Genomic DNA, 18,402 nt, shown 5'->3' with positions numbered 1-18,402 from the left:
GATTATCGCGAGGCCGGCTGCCAAGCCATTGAATCATGGTCGATCTTGACCGCGGATCACAGTCCTGAATCGGCTCGAAGCCCTTCGCTTCACAGCGCGAGGCTGGGGCGATCGGTTCGGATCGGTGCGCGCCAGTCGATCCCCTCCAGCAGCATTGAGAGCTGCGCCGGCGTCAACCGCACCACGCCTTCGGTTGTGGCTGGCCAGATGAAGCGACCCCGTTCCAGCCGCTTGGCGAACAGGCAGAAGCCCTGTCCATCCCAGTACAGCACCTTCAGAAGATCGCCCCGGCGACCACGAAAGACGAACAGGTGACCGGAGAACGGATCCTGCTCCAGTGCCCCCTGCGCCAGCGCAGCCAGGCCGTCGAAGCCCTTGCGCATATCGGTGGGGCCCATGGCGAGATAGACCCGCATCCCGGCGGGGATCGCGATCATCGCCGGTCCAGTACGTCGAGCACCCGCCGAAGCGCGTCCGCGTCGACATCGCGATCGACCCGCAGCCTGCGGCCCGAGCCGAGCGCGATCTCGATCATGCCGGACGAACGACGGCTCCGGCGCGCGGGCTCCGCGACGGCGACCTCGGCAACCGGCGTGGGCGTGACGTCGGTCACGACAGGAGCCAGTTCGACAGGCAGCAGAAGCGGCGCCGGGCTGCCCCCTCCCAACTGACCCAGCTTCGCCTGTCGACGCCATGTGAAAACCAGGCTTGCCGCGACGCCGTTGCGCCGCGCGACATCCGTCACCGTCATGCCAGCCGCGAAACTCTCCTCGACGATCCGGACCTTGTCCTCATAATGCCAGCGCCGCCGCCGCTCGATCGCGCCCAGAACCTCCGCCCGAACCATCGCCATGACCTTAAAGCTAGACTTAAGGTCACACCGTCCGGGAAACACCGCCCACCGCGCAAGGCGGCCGAGACCGGACGGTTACGATCGGAACCGATATTGTAGCGCTTACCGACGTTGAGATCGGGGTCATTCCTCATTCCGAACTTCAGACCATTCTGGAAGCGTCCCCACACCTGGCAAGGTTGATATGGCTATCGCTCGCAGTCGACAACGCTACCCAGCGCGCTGCTCTGGCGGTAATGGGCCAGACTTCAGCAACAGCTCGGTTGGCCCATTTTTATTGCGAGCTGTACCTGCGTATGCGCTTTGCAGGCGTCGCTCAAGAAAACCGTTTTGATCTCGAACTAACACAAGAGGAACTGTCTGACGTCTTGGGTCTCTCGCTGGTGCATGTAAATCGCTCGATCAAGGGGCTCCGTGCAAAAGAGCTAGGTGTGCAGTCCCGAGGAGTGATGGTGCATCATCGATCCTGAATCGTCAGGAGGAGGATGCCCTATGGCAAGCGTTCTTCACGGCAGCGCCCGCACGACGCCGTGTCTTCGAGCCGAGTTCCAAGCGTCGAAAGAAAGCACCCGGTCCCTTGCCGCTCGCTACGGCTTGAACCCCAAGACGGTGGGCAAGTGGCGCAAACGGACCACGACGTCCGACGCACCGATGGGGCCGAAGTCGCCGAAGAGCACGGTGCTGACGCCAGCGGAGGAGGCCGTCATCGTGGCGTTCCGGCAGAAGACGCTACTGCCGCTGGACGATGTGCTCGGCTGCCTGAGGGACACCATCCCGAACCTCAGCCGTAGCGCGCTGCATCGCTGCCTCCAGCGCCATGGCATCTCCCGGCTGCCGATCGACGAGACCAAGGCGAACCGCAAACGGTTCAAGACCTACGTGATCGGCTACGTCCACATCGACAGCTGCGAGTTACGCCACGCTGATGGCAAGCTGATCATGTTCCTGGCCATCGATCGAGTCTCGAAGTTCACCCATGTCGAGTTCCACGACAAAGCCGGTAAGATGGCGGGCTCAGCCTTCCTTCGGACCGTAGTCGAGGTCTTCCCCTACAAGATCCACACCGTGCTCACCGACAATGGCATGGCCTTCGCCGACCTACCCAAGTATCGAGATGGCCCAACTGGCGGCTCTCCCGGCGGTCATATCTTCGACCGCGTCTGCGCCGACAACGACATCGAGCACCGGCTTACCAAGCCTTACCATCCTTGGACCAACGGCCAGGCCGAGCGAATGAACCGCACGATCAAGGACGCCACGGTCAAGGTCTACCACTACGACGACCTGCAAAGCCTGAAGGCCCATGTTCTGACCATTCGTCGCCACCTACAACTTCGCCAAGCACCTGAAGGCTCTGCGCTGGCGAACACCCTACCAGGTCATCTGTGAGGCCTGGACCAAAGACCGATCAATCTTCAAGATCGACCCGCACCACCTCATTCCGGGACCACACACCTAGTCAGACACGAGAGAAAAACGGTCGTTATCCTGAATTGGGAAGGGTTGCTTGCAGAAGCGGAATTTGAAGGCACCTATCTCAGTTTGATGAAATGCCCCCGATAAGGGGGGGCCGCGTGGTGCCCGCTACTGTCGGACGGGCGTTGGCACCGGCCCCAAAGCGGCAGCCACGCTTGCTTCCCGCAAGTGAGTGGAAAGCGTCTCCGCCATTGCGGCCGAAAGTGCGACTATGACTTGTGCTCCTTCCTCTGCCTCTGGACACCGCAGATTTAGCCTGACCGCAACGACCCCAGAGGCAAGACCCACCTGAAATCCTGACAACGCGTAATCCCATTGAACTTCGTCGTCAGCCATTGCTCCCGTACCTCATAATCTCGACAACCAACAACATTTGTTTGGATCATCGCCACTCCCACCACTGCGGCTCGCCGCGCAAAAGTGTGCTAGCAAGAATAGCGAGCCCCAGGATTGCTAGAGCCGCTCTCAATATTCGGATTAAATCTGGACCTTCGTTGAACATCTGCACGGCACTAACTTTTCAATAGGCCGGCAGCAACGGTGGTGAACGAATGCCTGCATAACAAAAAAGGCATGTTGACCCTGCGAGCGGTTTCTCGATCTGATTTCGCTGTTTCCCAGCATCGCAAATTGCGGACTACTACCAGGCACGTACATCTCAGCCTGCCGGCATGCGAGCATTCTAGCCCAGAGGCTCTACTCGAACTTGCTCCGGCATGGTCGGGCAGGTGGTAATTTCGACTATCGAGCCGCGACGAGCGCCGTGACAATCTCGCTCTTCATGCCCCTTTGGCAGTCCAACGACGGCAAGCGTCGCCACACAACCCGCAAACATCAGTGAAGCGAAAACCTGCGTCATTGAACGGCTCCTCATGATGGAAGCCAACGCCATACACGAGCGTCCCGTTCCACCGGCTGAGGTGGCACGTGATTGAAAGGTAACGATAGCTCGCTCCCATGCCGGCGCGTCGTGTGCCCCAAGTCAACTGAGCCTACGCCTTCGCGACGACTGACCCAGTGGGCGATGCCACAGCGGGTTGGCGACGCTAAGGCTGGCTAGGCCTGCGATTTAGCGAACCGCTTGCCTTGCTTGTAAGCTTGCTCGACTTTCGCTCCTGCCACACTGACATCGCCACGTCGGATCGCACTTTCGCATGTGCAGGCGCTACCATGGGATAGTCGGGAGGCAGATTCCATTTCGCGCGATACTGATCGGGCGTAAGGCCGTAGGCGGTGCGTAGATGTCGCTTCAGCGACTTGTACCGTTTTCCGTTCTCAAGGCAGATAATTGCCTCGGGCGTCACTGATTTACGGATTGGGACCGCCGGTACGAGGGTTGTCGCGGGCAGCATCTCCGGACCTGAGACCAGCTTTTTCAGCGCCGCATAGACGCTGTTGATGATGTCCGGGACGTCTGCAGGCGTAACGCTATTGTTGCCGACATAGGCCGCCACAACCTCGGCGGATATCTTGATCAGGTTATCGATGGGCTGAACCAAAACATACCTCCTGCCGCCTATAAAACCGCTTCGCTACTTAACTGGCCAATTATTGTCGCGCAGCACGGGTGTGCGATATCATCGAATGCCGCCAGATAGAAGCTTTATGGGCTGGCAATGTCGGCTGGTAGACGGCGCAGCGGGTCGCGCGGCCTGGGGATCAGCCAAGACGGCGAAAGCCTTAGCGACTCTTTAACATCCCCAGCCGCTCGACTGATTTCGATATCATCCTTGCGCTCCTGAACCGGCGGCAACGTCGCTGAATTGCTGAGCGCGGCTGACGTGCAGATATTGAGGTCGCTCGCTTGACGAATAACCCGCGCAACAAACATCCATTCTATCCAGCCACGGAGTGATTCAGCCTTTTCGGTTAGGCACCGACACATGCTGACCCTGATGCGATGGGGTAGCTCATCATGCGCGGAGACGCATGATGCCAACGGATCGCCAGCATACACGAACGTCGATGCCGTCACGAGTGAGGCGGTTGTCATAACAGCAAGGACTATTGGCGCACGCATCATGGCAAAGCCTGAGTCCGATAGGTAGGGTGGGATGATTTACCAGACCAGACCTCAAAAGTTAAACAAACGGTTGCGTACCGTCGTTGTCAGGACCGTCACTCGCGAGCGCATCACCTCCCTATGGGAAGGCCGCGGGCATGCTTTACGGATGAGGGGCTGCAATTCAGGCTGACCTGCCACTGGTTTGTCATCCAGCGGCGATTAGAGCCTCAGCCGGTTTTACGCCGTGTGGCGTCGGGCTAGCAACGGGCGATCGGCGGAGCTGGTCGGGGTTGCGCAGCCGATCGTCCGTTGCGGTGAAGTTGGCGGCATAGGCCGCTGGCGTGAGGTATCCGAGCGCCGAGTGTGGGCGCGCGGTGTTGAAGTCAGCGATCCATGCCGCGATCTTGGCGCGGGCGTCATCAAGATCGAAAAACAGTGTCTCGTTGAGAAGCTCGTCGCGCATGCGGCCGTTGAAGCTCTCCACGAAGCCGTTCTGCATGGGCTTGCCCGGCGCGATGAAGTGCCAGTCCACGCCGTTGTCGCGGCACCAGGCGAGCATTGCGTTGCAGGTGAACTCCGTGCCGTGATCGCTGACGATCATGCCCGGCTTGCCGTGCCGTTCGATGATCGCCGTCAGCTCACGCGCCACGCGCCGGCCCGAGATCGAGGTGTCCGGGATCGCGCCCAGGAACTGCTTGGTGACGTCGTCGACGATGTTATTATCCGGAAGCGTCGGCCGTTGGCGAATTGGTCGTGGACGAAGTCGGTCGACCAGCGCGCATTCGGCTTCACCTCTACCAGGATCGGCGCCCGTGCTCCTACGGCCTTGCGGCGGGCTCTCCGCTTGCGCACGGATAGGCCCTCTTCGCGATAGAGCCGATGGATGCGGTTGATGCCCGACGGTTCGCCCTCCCGCCTGAGCAGGATGAATAGCCGTCGATAGCCAAACCGGCGTCGCTCATTGGCAAGCTCCCGCAACCGGGTGCGAAGCTCCGCATCCGGCGGGCGGCGGGATTGGTAGCGGACCATCTTCCGGTCCGCTCCGACGATACTGCAGGCCCGACGTTCCGACAGGCCCATTACGGCCTGCAGATGCGCGACGGCGTCGCGCTGCACGGCGGGCCCTACCATTTTTTTGAAAGGAGCTCCCGCATCGCTGCCGCATCCAGCATCTGCTCGGCCAGGAGCTTCTTCAGCTTGGCGTTCTCGTCTTCGAGTTGCTTCAGCCGCTTGGCCTCGGAGACATCCATGCCGCCGAACTTGGCCTTCCAATTGTAAATGGTCGCCTCCGAGACGCCGTGCTTGCGGGCGAGGTCGGCGGTCTTCGCCCCGGCCTCGTGCTCCTTCAGCACCGCAATGATCTGCTCTTCCGTGAATCTTGCTCGCTTCATCAGTCCGTCCTCATCAGGGCCGGACTCTAACTCCGCGTGGAGGAAAAACTCAGTGGCAGGTCATCGGCTACGAGCCCATTGTGGTGATCCTGCCGGTCGACCATCCTCTGGCAGGGCGTAGCGAGATCGATCCGCGCGAGATCGACCCACAGCAGTTCATCGGCTACACGGACACTCCGCATGTCCTGCGCGGCATTGTCGGGCGCTATCTAAGCGAGCGCAACATCGCGGTCTCACCCACCCGCTTCCTCGACAGCTTCGCAACCGGCATCTCGCTGGTCGCCTCAACTGGCGGCGTCACGCTGCTGCCGGCCTATGTCGAGCGGCTGCTGCCCGCTTCGCTTATCAGCCGACCTCTCATTGGCAACGCTCCCGTCATCGAGATCGCCGCTGGCTACCAGGCCGACAACCCGTCGCCGGTCCTGAAGATGTTTCTGGAGAATGTCGATCAACTGATCGCGGCGCGTTCTGATCGTACTCATTCGGTCGCAGCTCTCGGTCGCATTCAGTCACCCGCTTGATGTCGTCCTGTGGCTCAACATCGGTGTTGCCGTTCAGCTCGGGATCAGAAACTATCAAAACGAGATCCGTCAGGCAGTGTCTGGTCTCCGGCAGCCCTGCAGTGCAAGCGATGCAAAGCTTGGCTCGTTGCTTAATGACCTCGACAAGGAGGCGTCTCGCCGCCAGCCTGGCTCTATCCCCAGAGAAAGCTCACTGAGGAGCGCCTCCTTCACGTGTCAGCATTTGTACTAATTGATCGCGGCGTTGGTGACCACCGCCGCGATCGCCCGGACCAAGTCCTGCTGTGCGAACGGTTTAGACAGCCGGAATACGTCGCGCATCTCTAACCCTGACGGCAATTCGGCGTAGCCGGTTGCCAGGATGACTGGCAGCTCCGGTGAGCGAGCCTCGATCTCCGAAATCAATTGGGCACCGGTCATCTGCGGCATCGCATGGTCGGTGATGACGAGGTCGAACCGCCGCTGCGAGAGCTGATCAAGCGCTTCCCTTCCCGAGTGAGCGAGAACCACGTCATGACCGAGGTCTTCCAGGAGGTCGCCTGTGTTCATCAAGACCAGCGCATCATCATCCACGGCCAAGATCGTAAGCCGACGACCTTCAAGTCCGACTTGCTTATGCTCGTCCGTCGGCAAAACCGGGACAACATCGCTGCCGCTTTCTGAGATGGGCAGAATGATCTCCGCGGTCGTTCCCCGGCCTACCTCGCTTGTCAACGAGAAGCGACCACCGGATTGCTCCGCGAATCCGTAGACCATAGACAGTCCAAGACCGGTGCCTTTGCCGACGCCTTTGGTCGTGAAGAATGGTTCGGTCGCGCGTGCAAGCGTTCCTTCGTCCATCCCTTCGCCATCGTCGCTGACCGACAGGCAGACGCGTTGTTGACCGCTTTCTCGATCTTGGACTTGCTTCGCTTCGATAATGATTGTCCCGCCGTCCGGCATCGCATCGCGAGCATTCACCGCCAGATTCAGAAGAGCTGCCTCTAGTTGGTTGCCGTCCACCTCGATAGCCGGGAGGCTCTTTGGGAGGCGGACCCGAAGATTGACCATTGGCCCGAGAGAACGCTGGATTAAGTCCTGCATGCCCTGAACCAGTTTGACCGCATCCGTTCGCTCGGTCCTCAGCTCTTGCCGACGCGCGAAGGCGAGCATTCTCTGAGTTAATGAGCTGCCTCGCTTAGCCCCTTCCATCGCATTATCCAGAAGTCTCAGGAGAGCCTGATCCGCAGGCATCCGTTTGCGGAGCAGCTCCAGGCTACCGATCACCGCCATCAGAAGATTGTTGAAATCGTGGGCGATGCCCCCCGTGAGGTTCCCAACCGCCTCCATTTTCTGGACTTGCTGCAGTGCCTGCGTCCGCTCAGCGACCTTCGCCTCCAGCTCTTCCCTGAAACGCTTCTCTCCCTCACGAACGGACGCCTCGGAACGGACGCGCTCGATGTGAGCCCAGCAACGTTCCGTGACTTCGGTCAACAAGGCAAGATCGTCGTCGGTCCACCGCCGTGGCCTCGCATTGTGAATGGCCATCAAGGCGGTTAGCAGGCCGCGCTTGACCAGCGGCATGCAAATGGTGGCGGCAAGGCCAATGTTCAGGAATGTCGCCGCTTCGGCCGGCTCTAACTCTGCCCGAATGTCGTGCAGGACCAAAGGCTGCCCGGCGCCAAGGTTGGCGACGGCAAGTTTGCCAAAGTCTGCGAGCTTGTAATGGCCCACGATGCTGGGCGAGACTGCTGCACTCCAATCCCCGCGAATGGTAAAACCGTTTTGATCTTCGTCCATGTCCGCATAGGCGCAGACAGAGACATTGAGGTGCTCACCAAGGGCGCGTGTCGTCTCGGCCATGATTTCCTCGGCCTGCGTGCTCGCCGCAGTTGCCTTGCCAAGCGCGTCGAGAAATCGAAGTCTTGCTTCGTTGCAGCGCACGGCCTCCTCCGCACGCCGTCGCGCGACCGCGTTCCGGGTCAGGGCCGCGACTTCACCGATCAGTGCTAGTTCGTTTTTCGTCCAGTGCCGCGCTTCAAAATGATTCAAGTATAATAGCGCGACGAAACCACCCAGTTCCGTGACCGGCATATTGACGACGGACCGCGCTTGGATTGCCTCGAGAGCGTCTGCATTGTCGACCGTTCTGGGGTCACACTGCGCATCATCGAACACGACGGTCCGGCCCATCTTCAGGTCGTCGATGTAACTGCCATAGTCCCGGAAACGGAGCGTCCCTGCTAAACTAACGACTCCCGGCATCGTCCAGTCTCTTTCGATGTGGATCGTCTCCCGCGCCACGTCGATGGTGCCATAGCCGGCGCGGCCAACATGGAGCGCCTTGCCCAAAATCTCTGCCGCTGCGAAAGCCAGCTCATCCGCGTCTTCAACCTCGCGCATCTTTTCTCCCAGCGCGGCCAGGACTGCGCGTCGCAGCTCCGCGTGATGAGATGCAGTGACATCGAACCCCTGGCAGATGACGGCGGGAGGGCGATCGGGATCGTCATTCATCGGCCCGCATACGAAGCGTAGGTAGCGCACCGCCTGGGTGTCGTCCGCTTCAATAACCGTTTCGACATCTGTAGATTCGGTGACCACGCCGGAAGTCATCACAGCGTTGATCGTGTCCGTCACGGTGGATTGCGACGAAGGGGAAACGTCACGCAGCGGACTTCCGAGCCAATCGGTGCTGTTGAAGAGCTGTCTGTGTCGGGAATTGACGCACTCCACGACTTGATCAGGACCTCGGACGACGATGGTTGCAGACGGAGCAAATTCAGTGACGCCGAGGAACGAGCGGCCAAGAGGAAGAGGATCAAGCGGTTCTGAGTTTCCTGTTTTCGCTTCCCGCCCGAACATTGTCATTCGACTATTTTCCCTAGCCATCTTCGTCGAGCCTTCTGCAAGCGATGGTGCGCGGCGCGAAAACGAGAGCCTTGTTTGATCCTGAGTCGCATCATAGTGACCCCAACCAACGCGAGCTATGGCATTTGACCTACAGCCCGCACTGACGGGCGCTGCCGCTGGGCCTGAGCTGATTTTGCGGGCCCGGAAGGCCAAGTCTGTAGGAGAGCCGTCGCGGACAAAGGTAACGACGTTTGCACTGTCTGCTTTCACACATCAGGCGTGCGGCAGCGGTTGGCGCAAGATCACAATGCGCCGACAATAGGTCTTTGCCGGGGTCACGAGGGTCTTCGGCCGACGTTCTGAAGCTTGACCAAGGCGTCGGATAAGCGCGCCGCCTCATCGTAGCGGGTCTCGACGTGAGGAGCGGGGGCGTCGGCGTCAATGACGATTAACTCCGCCGAGGAAGCTAATCGGCGTAGCGGAGTGGTGACCCATTGCGCGCCCAGGATGAGCAATGCCAGGGCGACCAACGCGCCTGCCCCCAACATACTCCAGAAGGTCCGCACCAGCTCGCGCGTCGGCCCGAGCGCACTACCCGTCTCTTGCCGGATGAGCAGAGACCACCCGAAGCTTGGCAGATTGTCGTGACCCACCGCAGGAATGACCACGGTGATGTAGTCTTTGCCGTCCGGCCAGCGCTCGTCGAGCACGATCGATGTGGCCCGGTTCGCAGAGAGAGCCGAGCCCACCGCCAGAGGCTTGTTGATCAGGTCCGCTGGGCCATAGAGCACGGTGCGCTCGCGTGACAAGAGCAAAACGTCGATCCCCGGGGCCTGCATGCTGGCGAGGTTGGCCACCACCCAGCGCCAATCGAGGTGGGCTCCTAGTACGCCAAGAGTGGCACCGTCTGCCTGTCGAATGGGGGCGGCGAGATCGATGAACCGGGGGGGCTCAGATTGCTGAGGCAGGAGTTGCGCCAGCAGCTGAGCCTCGTGAACATCAACCGCCGTCGGCCCGGTCAGGCCTCGCCGGAACCAAGGCCGCTGGGCTACACTCGCGCCTTCCAGCATGCCGCGCGTTGACGCCAGGACCCTGCCGTCGACATTGGTGACACCGATCCAGGAGTAACGCTGGTCCAGATCACCAATGAAGTTGATCTGCCCACGCACCTTATCGAGTTGCGCCAGATCGGCCGACCGAGAAAAAGCGTCGACTTGCAGCCAGAGCTGGTGGAGGCGGCGTGCTAGCAGATTGGCACTCAGTTCGCCGCGCCCGGTGAGCTTGTCCACTAGCAGCTCCTCGGCTCGTTTCTGCAGGGCGGCCGGTGTAAAAGCTGCCGGCAGTGACAGCGGGGATCAGCATCAGTAGTGCGCCCCCGACGATCAACCAGGTCCGAAGACTGATGCGTTTTGCACGCTCGGCTGCCATGTTGCTGTCTCCTTAGCGAGTGAGGGCCCGCGCCAGCTCGCGGATCATCAGGCTGATGTCGCCTTTGTCCGTGCCTGGCGTTTGCGATGCGGTGTGGAGCTTGGCGATGATGAGGCTCCGCTGCTCTTCGCTGGGCGCAAGACTCAGCTGATATCCGTCGCGTGTTGGCTCCCGAACCGACGCTGCAATCGACCCGATGATTGGCAGCCGAAGCCATACGTTCTGTCCCGGCGCAAGTTTGGCCAAGCCACTGACCTGTGCATGGTCCGTCCCGAAATTGATGAGCCAGCCGCGAAGTTCCTCTCCTGACCTCTCGACCACGACACGCTGAAGCGACTGCCGTTGAGGCTGATTGAGGCGAGGTCGCTCAATACAAGCGGCGATCACGACCAAAAGGACGAACAGATTGTAGATCGTCCAGAACATGACAACGACCATGCCATCGCCGGCTGTGCCTGCGTTGTTAAAGACGAAGTCCGAATGCAGGTTGACCAGCAGCCCGCCGATCGTCAGCGCGAACAAAACCAGGAAGGGCCACATCAACGGCCATTGCACGACGATCTTGGTCCGGTCTCCGCCTTTGGCTGTGACAGAAAACTTGTGCGGACCTTTTGTTAGCAGGCCTGTCGCTGCAGCACGCGTGATCGGCCATGCGGCCACCAACTGCCCAACATCGTTCACAACCGGAATGAACAAGCCCTTTGAGAGCCAATTCAAGACCGCCATCACCGCAATATAATAGGGGCAGTAGTAGATGATGATGTCGACGAGAGACGCATTCACAACTGTCACGCCGCACCACCAATACAGCAGTGGACAAACGATACCGGCCAGACGAAATGAAAAGGTCGTGTTCCAGTACAGCAGCGAGTCGAAGATGCTCAGTCGGTGCAGAAACGACAGCCCGTGCTGGCCAAGCGGGCTGTAGACGTTCCGGACGATTTGCATCATGCCCAGACACCAGCGGCCGCGCTGGACGATGTATTCCTGCAATCCCTCTGGGGCGAGGCCCTCTGTCAGCGCCTCATTCAAATAGACGGTCTTCCAACCGTTCTCGGCCAGCCGCAGCGTCAGCAAAAAGTCTTCAGTGACACTCTCCGTCGGCAAACCTCCGATCGCCTCGACAGCCGCGGTTCTAACCATCGACGAGGTGCCACAGCAAATCGCGATACCCCAGGCGTCGCGTGACGGCTCGACATTATCGAAGAAGTGGCGCTGCTCATCGGGATATGCCGAACTGATGCCAAGGTTGTGCTGAATGGGGTCGGGATTGAAGAAGTGCTGTGGCGTCTGCACTAGGCCGACCGAGGCATCATGAAACAGGGCGAGCGTGCGGTCGATGAAATCGACATGAGGAACGAAGTCAGCGTCGAGGACAGCGACGAATTCCGGCGCATCGGGGTCGGCCGCGCGCGCGCGCAAGGCATAGTTGATGTTTCCGGCTTTGGCATGAGCATTGTCCGGCCGGGTGAAGTACCCGACACCAAAGCGCTGGCAGGCCTCGGCCAGCCAAGGCCTCCGGCCGTCGTCGAGAACGAAGACTTTAGCGGGGAAAGCTGAGGCTTTGGCGCCAATGATCGTCCGCTCCAGCACCTCCAGCTGCTCATTGTAAGTGGCGATGAATATGTCCACGCGGGGTGGCGCGCCGGGCTGCCACCAACGCTCGTTCCGCCGCGCCTCATCCTTTCGGTCCTTGACCCGAGCCAAGATGAAAAAGGCAACCGACGAGGAGACCACCGTCAGGGCCTCGAGGATCGCGAAGCCCCAGCTGAAGACGGCATCCCACGTCCATGCCAAGGGAGCCGTAGTCTCGGTCAGGCGCCAGATCATGTAGCGCCAGGCCAGCGCCATCGCGCCGCCTAACAGCAGGGCGCGCCAATACCATCGTCGCGGATCTAGCAACGGCAGCAGCAGCAGGCGCAGTCCGATTACGACAGCGGTCCCCGCGAAAGCCGACACAAAGGGCGAGAGCGCCAGCATCAAATCCCGTAGCGCGTAAGGAAGCGGCGCATGGCGGCGATCGGTCCTGCGCTGAAAATGACGCGCCCGGTGCGACCTATCGCGCAGCTCAGGTCACTTTGCCCGGCCAGTGCTGGCACGCTGACTGTCACATCGAACCGCTGTAGATGCTCGGCGCTCGGACCCACAGCTAGATTGGTATAGAGGCTTGATGCGCCGGAGCCTCCGAGCCGGGTGACCGTGCCGTCAAAGACGCGATCGTCGCCGAAGAGACGGAACTGGACGGGAAAGCCAATCGACAAGCTGTCATACAAGGCTTCCGTAACGCCGGCGGTGACGATCAACGTGCCACAGTCGACGAGGCGAACCAGATCCTGCCCCCGTCGGGCATACTCGCCATCGTCGATCAGAAAATCCCACGCCATACCGGAGACCCGCGTTGTCAGAGACGCCGATGTCAGCCGGTTGACCCTCACGCGTTCAGCCCCGATCTGCCGTTCCAGCTGAGCAATCCGCGCCTCGTGTTGTGTCTGCTCCGCGTCCAGCTCCGCCAGACGCAGATCAAGCTCGCGGACTCGCTGGGAGGAGAACGGAGCGTCGTTGTAGGAATCGCCGATAAAAACGCCGGTGCGCGCTGCAGCCAGCTCGGTCACCAGATAGTTCGTCCGCTGCCTAGCGCTCTCCAGCTCCTGTTGGGCAACATCCGAGGCTGCGCGCGACCTTTCGAGATTGGCGGCAGTCTGAACGCCGCGATCATTCAGCTCGTTGGCTCGACGCAACGTCCCTTCCGCTTCGCGCAGCCTTGCGGCTGAAGCATCTTGGGCGCCCGAGCCTCTGCCAGCCGGGCCTCGATCTGGCCAACACGCCCTTTCTGGTAGCTCGCTAGCTGCGACGCAAAGCCATCACGCGCCTGCGTGAGCGCAAGCTTCTGAGCAGAGGCCCGCTTGCCGTCCAACCGCTGGCCGTCGAGCTGACGCTCCAAGTCGATGAGGCGTGCCGTATCAAACCGGTCATCAACAACATCAGCGATGAGCTCACCCGCCTTGACGCGCGCTCCGATGCTGCGCACCGCGAGGGATACCACCCCTTCGATCGGCGCGCGGACTACCGTGATGCGTGCATTGACAGTGGCGTCAGCAGACGTTCCGGCGAAATGCTCCCCAACCAAAACGTAAAGCCCGCCGATCAAGAGCACCAAGCCGGCAACGAGACGGAAAATCTTCATACCCACCAATCCGATTAGCGTGCAGCGTCTCGCGAATTCGTAAACAAGCCGCTACAATAAAACCGTCCTTCATCGCCGCATGAAAAAGTTGCATTTGCGTGGTGGCGCGCCCGGCGCCCAAAATTGCTTCAGAACGGCCGAGCTAGCCAAGTATGGGTTGCCCGCTCGGTGGACAGCTGCTCGCGAAGAGGTTGGTACAAAAGAAACTGGCACGGTGCCGCTGCCTGTGCGCGGAGCGACAGACGGTTGCCAGCGGCATGAGCATGATAAGGGATGCAGGCACTGGTGATACAATGATGCCTCACCGGCGAGGCTGCCGCACTCGTAACGGCCCCGGCAGTCCTTGATCCAGCCGCCTCGAACCCCTGATTGGGATCAAGGCGCCTACCCGCAAGATCCCTGTCGCACTCCTTTACCTTCTCGCTGCACTGTCGGAACTGCAGGCTAGAACCGTCAGCAAGCCGGCCCTCCTGTCCTGGGCTTCCGTGAATTTGATGATGCAGGAACGCGAGCGATCGCGCTTCGACCCGCGAAGTCGATGGCGGAACTTGGCGTCACGTTCCGCCCCATCGAGGAGACGCTCTCGGACGAAATTGCCTGGTTCCAAGCAAACGGCATGTTGCTAGGTCAGCCATCACGGCCGGAGCGGGTTCTTTCGTTCGCAAAGAAGCAGCACACAGCCTGACGATCGGGCTTGGGCGGGGCTGTAAACGCTATCGGGGGGCCGTGAAACGTCTGGCTCTAGGCACGGCCTCGAAGTCGGCTCATGGCCGATGCCGTTGAAAAATTGGGCCATTGTAGCGCAGCCGCGGGGTGGCGGATTTGGCCGATTGATCCTCGCCCTCTCATGCAGGCCTGAACTGCGGTCGGTTCGGCGGGAGCCTGCCGAGTTTCCTGAGGTTCTGGGCTGCCGCGGCGAGGTGGAACTCGTCTCTGGCGCCGTTCGGTCCGCGTAGGCGCAGGCGATCGAGTTTCAGGATGCGCTTGAGATGGGCGAAGTGCATCTCGACCTTCTTCCGCTCTTGCCGCGAGAGGACATAGGCGTCGGTCTGCGCGATGTCCCTGGCCATGTCGAGCGCGCCCCGTGGATCGAGCGCAGGATTTTGCGGGCCGGCGCAGTACTGCGGCTTCAGCGAGCAGGCGTCGCAGGCAAATTTGCTGGCGTGGTAGCGCATCAGGCCGTTCTCATCAACGAGCGGGTGCTCGGTTCGATAGACCCTCTGGCGCTGCCTCAGCTCCTTCCCGCCCGGGCAGGTGTAGAGATCGTGGGCGTGGTCATAGGCGAAGTCGGAGCGGCTGAAGGTGCCGTCGCTGCGCTGGGATTTGTCGAAGACCGGGATATGCGGTTCGATCCCGCGCTCGTGCACGAGCCAAGCGAGGTTCTCGGCCGAGCCGTAGGCGCTATCGCCGGCGAGCCGGGCCGGCCAGAGGCCGAAGCGCTCCTGCGTCCGGTCAAGCATGGTTCGAGCCGAGCCGACCTCGGCCTGCCGGATGGCCCGGCTGGCCTCGACATCGACGATGACGGCGTGATCGAGGTCGATCAGATAGTTAGTGGCGTAAGCGAAGAAGGCATGGCCCTTCAGGGCTCCGGTCCAATGCCGCCGGATCAGACCGGGAGACGAACTTCGGCCTGGCCTCGCTGGCTGCGCCCCAGGTGGCCTCGTCGAGGGTGTCGAGATACTCGCGCACCAAGCGCCGGGCGAGATGGTCCCCATCGACCGGCTCGGAGGCTTCGGCCGAGCGTTGCTTGTTGGCGTAGGCCTTGATCAGGCTGGCATCGACCGCGAAGCCAAATCGAGGCAGCGTTAAGGTCGCGAAGGTTGCTCTCGCACGCCGGCTTGCCGTGATCATGCATCGCATGTGGACCGACGGTACCGAGTTCCGTTGGTCAACGACGCCCGGGTCGGCCGCCGCGTAGTGGTGAGATCCATGTAGCGATCGACCTTCACAGTTCGTCGCCGCGGCGGAGAAGAGCGCCTGGGAGGGTGCGAGGGTCGGACGAGCACGTATCGCTGGTTGCGATGGCACGGCATTCGCCGGTCTGATCGCGAGGCAGAGCTAGGCCGTTCAATCCTTCTCAACCCATCCTGTCCGCCGACGTAGCCAGCGTCGAGCACGCAAAGAAGCCTGAACTCGTCCGGGCGCTCCCGATCCCCGCATCCTCAAAAACGGAGTTGACACATGCCCGCCTAAAGAAACCAGCGATAGGCCAGGTTGAGATGCATTTCCTCGTAGAGGCGCCGCTCCGAGCGGTGCCGAAGCAATAGCCGATGAGCAGCATCCGGATCATCAGCTCCGGATCGATCGAGGGCCGCCCCATCTCGCTGTAGAACGGACGCAGATGCGCGCGGATCTTCGAGAGATCGACGAACCGATCGATGGCTCGCACCCAATGATCGGCCGGGACGTGCCGCTCCAGGCTGAACTCGTAAAACAGCGCCTCCTGCACCACTCGCCGTTCGCCCATCATCGTGCCGCCCTCCGACCAAGGACAACTGAATCAGGACTTCATGCCCCCAGCAACAGCGACTTTTTCAACGGTATCGACTCAACACCTCCGCAGCGCCCGAACGATGAAGACAAGCTGGAGGAAGAACAAGGCGGCCTTTAAATGGCCGGTTTGCAGTCTCTTGCATATGCTCATCTGCACGGAACCATGTCCTGCGTTGGCGATGTAGCTTGCGCTTTTGTCTGGTGAGACGAGATGGAGCATGTCCCCAAGCTTTCGCCGTGTGTCTTCGAAATTTCGGACCTGCGCGTTGCGCATTCGGTGAATGAGCTTGGCGAAGCGCTGCTCGATCGGGTTCAGGTCGGGGACCATCGGCCGGCCGCAAGAGCATGGGTGCACCGGGTTTGCGGATGCCCGGCGGGCGGCTTTTGCCCTCGTGGCTGCCCGGAATGTCGCGGACGAATGCCGCCCTCGCCAACCAGCCGACAATATAGACCGTTCCGAGCCTTGAAGGACACGGTGACCAGCGCCTAGATCATCGATCTCCGCTGTATTCTTACGGCGCGGATCCAGACCTATGTTGCTTCGAGGAGGAATGGTTATGGCAGTGCTGCCTTCCGACGAGTTCCAGCGACCCGTCGTGGTCCTGACCGCCTTCGGTCATCCCACCGCTATCTCCACAGCGATGGAGGCTTACATGTTCCTGGTGGACTTTCCGCCGTCTCGGCAGGACGCGATCCACAAAGTGACGGCCAACGCGTGCCTCGCCACCGTTAGTGGGGAGATTGCGACCGACACGGCTAGAGGACTATTTGCGTCCTGGGCGGAGAGGAACGGTATTCTGGCGCCCGACGTAGCAGCGTTCGTTCCGAACGGGCGGAATGGCTCCCACGGCGTCGCCTAACAAAAGGCCGCCGCGGCCCGTTACGGCGGCGCCAGCTTTATCGTCCGCTGCACAGACGAGATCAAGGATCGGTGTGCTCGGGCATGAGCTGATGACTCGTGCATGTGGTGACGGCATGTACGTCGTGGCACTCGTCACGCGTGTATCCGAGTCGCTGGCCGAAACGGTGACTGGCATTGCGCCGATGCTGAGGAAGCCACGCGAGCCTAGGAGTAGCACCGCCTCGTCATTTGCGATAAGGCGACCCGTCGCGATCTCACGTATCTGCGCCTCGTCGAGAGAAGGCTGGCCCCAAAGTCCAATCCGCTGAGGTCCCGCACGAATGGGAAACCGCCACACCCAAGGACATGTCTACGCGGCGCTGGTCGCGACGCGCGACCTCGCGCTGGAAAACAGCATCAGCGCGTCCCGGATCGTGAGTTTGCTGCGGCCGGCCGCGCCGATCCGGCTGTCGAGGTGATCGCCCAGCGCCGTCAACTGCAACCTTGTCGAGATCAAACTGTCCGCCCTGTCCGCACTGTCCGCCGAGGTGATAACGGCGGACGAGACGGACAGGGCAGACGAGGTATTCGGGGCAAGCGCGGTTAGGCTGCCCGTTTCGTAATGGCAATGGTGCGGGTCTGCCCTTCCCTTGCGGTCGAAATCGACATCGAGCCTGTTGGAGCGCAGCACGGGCGCGAGCCGGCGCAGGCGGCCGGCTAAGGCGGCCAAATAGCCGCTTGGACGGGATCATGCGCGGCTCGAGGGCCCTGGCGAGACCGGTGGCGGTTCCGTTCCACGGCTTCCATCAGGCCTGCGCCTTGAATGGCGTAGCCAGGGCCCACTCGCAGCGAGAGCAAACTGCTAAAGCCTAGGACAGCCTCACCATACCGCCCGCCATCAGATTCGTGCGCCTGATGTCGTCGCTATTGGCAGCTCTTTGGAAATCAACCGTCGCGTTCGCCGGCAGTTCGCGGCGCAGGCGTCGCTCAGCAATTGGCTCCGAACTCCCATCGACCAAAAACTTTTGTTTCACCGTGCTGCACGGGGCGCTAACGGCAAACTGAAATGCTTTTTCAGACAGGTTGGACGTCATTGGGGACCTCATTGTTGAGGCCCGACGATCAGATGCACCCGATAAAAATTCAGTGAAAAATGAGGCGCGAAACTACGTCCAATCCCGCTTTGTGGCTCTCCCAGCGTCGCTGCAGGCACGCAGGGAGTAAAGCCAGCCGAAGATCGACGGCCGCCAGCGGAATGGCCCCGCCCACCCGCTGACGGCCGGCCCGCGACCTTCATGAGATCAAGCGGGCCGTACCAATGTGCTGCAGCAATCACGCGCGTTCAAGCACCATGGCCGCAACCGTGAGATTATTCGGTTAA

The 18,402-nt window shown here is 61.0% G+C and carries 15 protein-coding genes and 3 pseudogenes; 4 read left to right on the top strand and 14 right to left on the bottom strand.

The features are described from left to right. Nucleotides 1-89 precede the first annotated feature (89 nt). On the bottom strand, nucleotides 90-437 hold the full coding sequence (gene tnpB, locus ABIE41_RS00745) for an IS66 family insertion sequence element accessory protein TnpB (RefSeq protein WP_192642952.1): 348 nt from the start codon (nucleotides 435-437) through the stop codon (nucleotides 90-92). Then, complete coding sequence (tnpA, locus tag ABIE41_RS00740) at nucleotides 434-853, bottom strand: IS66-like element accessory protein TnpA (RefSeq protein ID WP_192642951.1); 420 nt, start codon at nucleotides 851-853, stop codon at nucleotides 434-436. The genes tnpB and tnpA overlap by 4 nt, the downstream gene beginning before the upstream one ends. Nucleotides 854-1,089: 236 nt before the next feature. Here tnpA and ABIE41_RS00735 point away from each other — a divergent pair, with 236 nt between their 5' ends. Together ABIE41_RS00735 and ABIE41_RS00730 are read left to right on the top strand one after the other, a co-directional pair. Continuing rightward, nucleotides 1,090-1,323, top strand: a complete 234-nt coding sequence (locus ABIE41_RS00735; RefSeq protein ID WP_354191517.1) for a helix-turn-helix domain-containing protein — start codon at nucleotides 1,090-1,092, stop codon at nucleotides 1,321-1,323. Nucleotides 1,324-1,345: 22 nt separating this feature from the next. Next, nucleotides 1,346-2,312, top strand: a pseudogene (locus tag ABIE41_RS00730) (IS481 family transposase). Between the two features lie 1,063 nt (nucleotides 2,313-3,375). Here ABIE41_RS00730 and ABIE41_RS00725 read toward each other — a convergent pair. Both ABIE41_RS00725 and ABIE41_RS00720 read right to left on the bottom strand, forming a co-directional pair. Continuing rightward, a complete protein-coding gene (locus ABIE41_RS00725) occupies nucleotides 3,376-3,828 on the bottom strand; it encodes a Ros/MucR family transcriptional regulator (RefSeq protein WP_192642949.1) in 453 nt (150 codons plus the stop codon). 711 nt (nucleotides 3,829-4,539) lie between these two features. Beyond that, nucleotides 4,540-5,725: pseudogene (locus ABIE41_RS00720) on the bottom strand (IS3 family transposase). Here ABIE41_RS00720 and ABIE41_RS00715 point away from each other — a divergent pair. Further along, nucleotides 5,713-6,246, top strand: coding sequence for a LysR substrate-binding domain-containing protein (locus ABIE41_RS00715; protein ID WP_210320945.1), 534 nt, complete (start codon nucleotides 5,713-5,715; stop codon nucleotides 6,244-6,246). The pseudogene ABIE41_RS00720 and the gene ABIE41_RS00715 overlap by 13 nt on opposite strands. 228 nt (nucleotides 6,247-6,474) lie before the next feature. On the opposite strand, the gene ABIE41_RS00710 is transcribed toward ABIE41_RS00715, so the two are convergent. The 8 genes and pseudogenes from ABIE41_RS00710 to ABIE41_RS00670 all read right to left on the bottom strand — a co-directional run bounded on the left by ABIE41_RS00710 (nucleotide 6,475) and on the right by ABIE41_RS00670 (nucleotide 16,508). Continuing rightward, the gene (locus tag ABIE41_RS00710; protein ID WP_354191514.1) at nucleotides 6,475-9,093 is read right to left on the bottom strand and encodes a GAF domain-containing protein; all 2,619 of its coding nucleotides are present in this window, start codon (nucleotides 9,091-9,093) and stop codon (nucleotides 6,475-6,477) included. 317 nt (nucleotides 9,094-9,410) lie between these two features. Further along, complete coding sequence (locus ABIE41_RS00705) at nucleotides 9,411-10,364, bottom strand: cache domain-containing protein (protein ID WP_354191512.1); 954 nt, start codon at nucleotides 10,362-10,364, stop codon at nucleotides 9,411-9,413. Between the two features lie 151 nt (nucleotides 10,365-10,515). Beyond that, a complete protein-coding gene (locus ABIE41_RS00700; protein ID WP_354191510.1) occupies nucleotides 10,516-12,483 on the bottom strand; it encodes a glycosyltransferase in 1,968 nt (655 codons plus the stop codon). Beyond that, entirely contained in the window at nucleotides 12,483-13,241 is a 759-nt protein-coding gene (locus tag ABIE41_RS00695) for an HlyD family secretion protein (protein WP_192645160.1), read from the bottom strand. Before ABIE41_RS00695 ends, ABIE41_RS00700 begins: the two co-directional genes overlap by 1 nt. Next, nucleotides 13,220-13,687, bottom strand: coding sequence for an HlyD family secretion protein (locus tag ABIE41_RS00690; protein WP_192645161.1), 468 nt, complete (start codon nucleotides 13,685-13,687; stop codon nucleotides 13,220-13,222). Before ABIE41_RS00690 ends, ABIE41_RS00695 begins: the two co-directional genes overlap by 22 nt. Before the next feature lie 845 nt (nucleotides 13,688-14,532). Continuing rightward, a pseudogene (locus ABIE41_RS00685) lies at nucleotides 14,533-15,478 on the bottom strand (transposase); the annotation flags it as partial. 286 nt (nucleotides 15,479-15,764) lie between these two features. After that, entirely contained in the window at nucleotides 15,765-16,157 is a 393-nt protein-coding gene (locus tag ABIE41_RS00675) for a transposase (protein ID WP_465247071.1), read from the bottom strand. Between the two features lie 78 nt (nucleotides 16,158-16,235). Beyond that, the gene (locus ABIE41_RS00670; RefSeq protein WP_192645162.1) at nucleotides 16,236-16,508 is read right to left on the bottom strand and encodes a hypothetical protein; all 273 of its coding nucleotides are present in this window, start codon (nucleotides 16,506-16,508) and stop codon (nucleotides 16,236-16,238) included. A 205-nt stretch (nucleotides 16,509-16,713) separates the two neighbouring features. Between ABIE41_RS00670 and ABIE41_RS00665 the strand changes: the two genes are divergently transcribed. Further along, a complete protein-coding gene (locus ABIE41_RS00665) occupies nucleotides 16,714-17,040 on the top strand; it encodes a DUF982 domain-containing protein (protein ID WP_354191507.1) in 327 nt (108 codons plus the stop codon). A gap of 351 nt (nucleotides 17,041-17,391) precedes the next feature. On the opposite strand, the gene ABIE41_RS00660 is transcribed toward ABIE41_RS00665, so the two are convergent. Further along, nucleotides 17,392-17,712 (bottom strand): hypothetical protein, encoded by a 321-nt coding sequence (locus ABIE41_RS00660; protein WP_192645164.1) that lies wholly within the window; start codon nucleotides 17,710-17,712, stop codon nucleotides 17,392-17,394. Nucleotides 17,713-17,890: 178 nt separating this feature from the next. Further along, nucleotides 17,891-18,115 carry a hypothetical protein gene (locus tag ABIE41_RS00655; protein ID WP_192645165.1) on the bottom strand — a complete coding sequence of 75 codons (225 nt, stop codon included), beginning with the start codon at nucleotides 18,113-18,115 and terminating at the stop codon, nucleotides 17,891-17,893. Between the last annotated feature and the right edge of the window lie 287 nt (nucleotides 18,116-18,402).

The sequence above is a fragment of the Bosea sp. OAE506 genome (assembly GCF_040546595.1).
Taxonomy (GTDB): Bacteria; Pseudomonadota; Alphaproteobacteria; order Rhizobiales; family Beijerinckiaceae; genus Allobosea.
This window is presented reverse-complemented; position numbering and strand designations above follow the sequence as displayed.

What these genes read in the sequence shown, in the direction of transcription:
- tnpB (WP_192642952.1), bottom strand. Translation starts at nt 437, where the DNA reads ATGATCGCGATCCCCGCCGGGATGCGGGTCTATCTCGCCATGGGCCCC.
- tnpA (WP_192642951.1), bottom strand. Translation starts at nt 853, where the DNA reads ATGGCGATGGTTCGGGCGGAGGTTCTGGGCGCGATCGAGCGGCGGCGG.
- ABIE41_RS00735 (WP_354191517.1), top strand. Translation starts at nt 1,090, where the DNA reads ATGGGCCAGACTTCAGCAACAGCTCGGTTGGCCCATTTTTATTGCGAG.
- ABIE41_RS00710 (WP_354191514.1), bottom strand. Translation starts at nt 9,093, where the DNA reads ATGACAATGTTCGGGCGGGAAGCGAAAACAGGAAACTCAGAACCGCTT.
- ABIE41_RS00700 (WP_354191510.1), bottom strand. Translation starts at nt 12,483, where the DNA reads ATGCTGGCGCTCTCGCCCTTTGTGTCGGCTTTCGCGGGGACCGCTGTC.
- ABIE41_RS00690 (WP_192645161.1), bottom strand. Translation starts at nt 13,687, where the DNA reads ATGAAGATTTTCCGTCTCGTTGCCGGCTTGGTGCTCTTGATCGGCGGG.
- ABIE41_RS00675 (WP_465247071.1), bottom strand. Translation starts at nt 16,157, where the DNA reads ATGATGGGCGAACGGCGAGTGGTGCAGGAGGCGCTGTTTTACGAGTTC.
- ABIE41_RS00670 (WP_192645162.1), bottom strand. Translation starts at nt 16,508, where the DNA reads ATGGTCCCCGACCTGAACCCGATCGAGCAGCGCTTCGCCAAGCTCATT.
- ABIE41_RS00665 (WP_354191507.1), top strand. Translation starts at nt 16,714, where the DNA reads ATGTTGCTTCGAGGAGGAATGGTTATGGCAGTGCTGCCTTCCGACGAG.
- ABIE41_RS00655 (WP_192645165.1), bottom strand. Translation starts at nt 18,115, where the DNA reads ATGACGTCCAACCTGTCTGAAAAAGCATTTCAGTTTGCCGTTAGCGCC.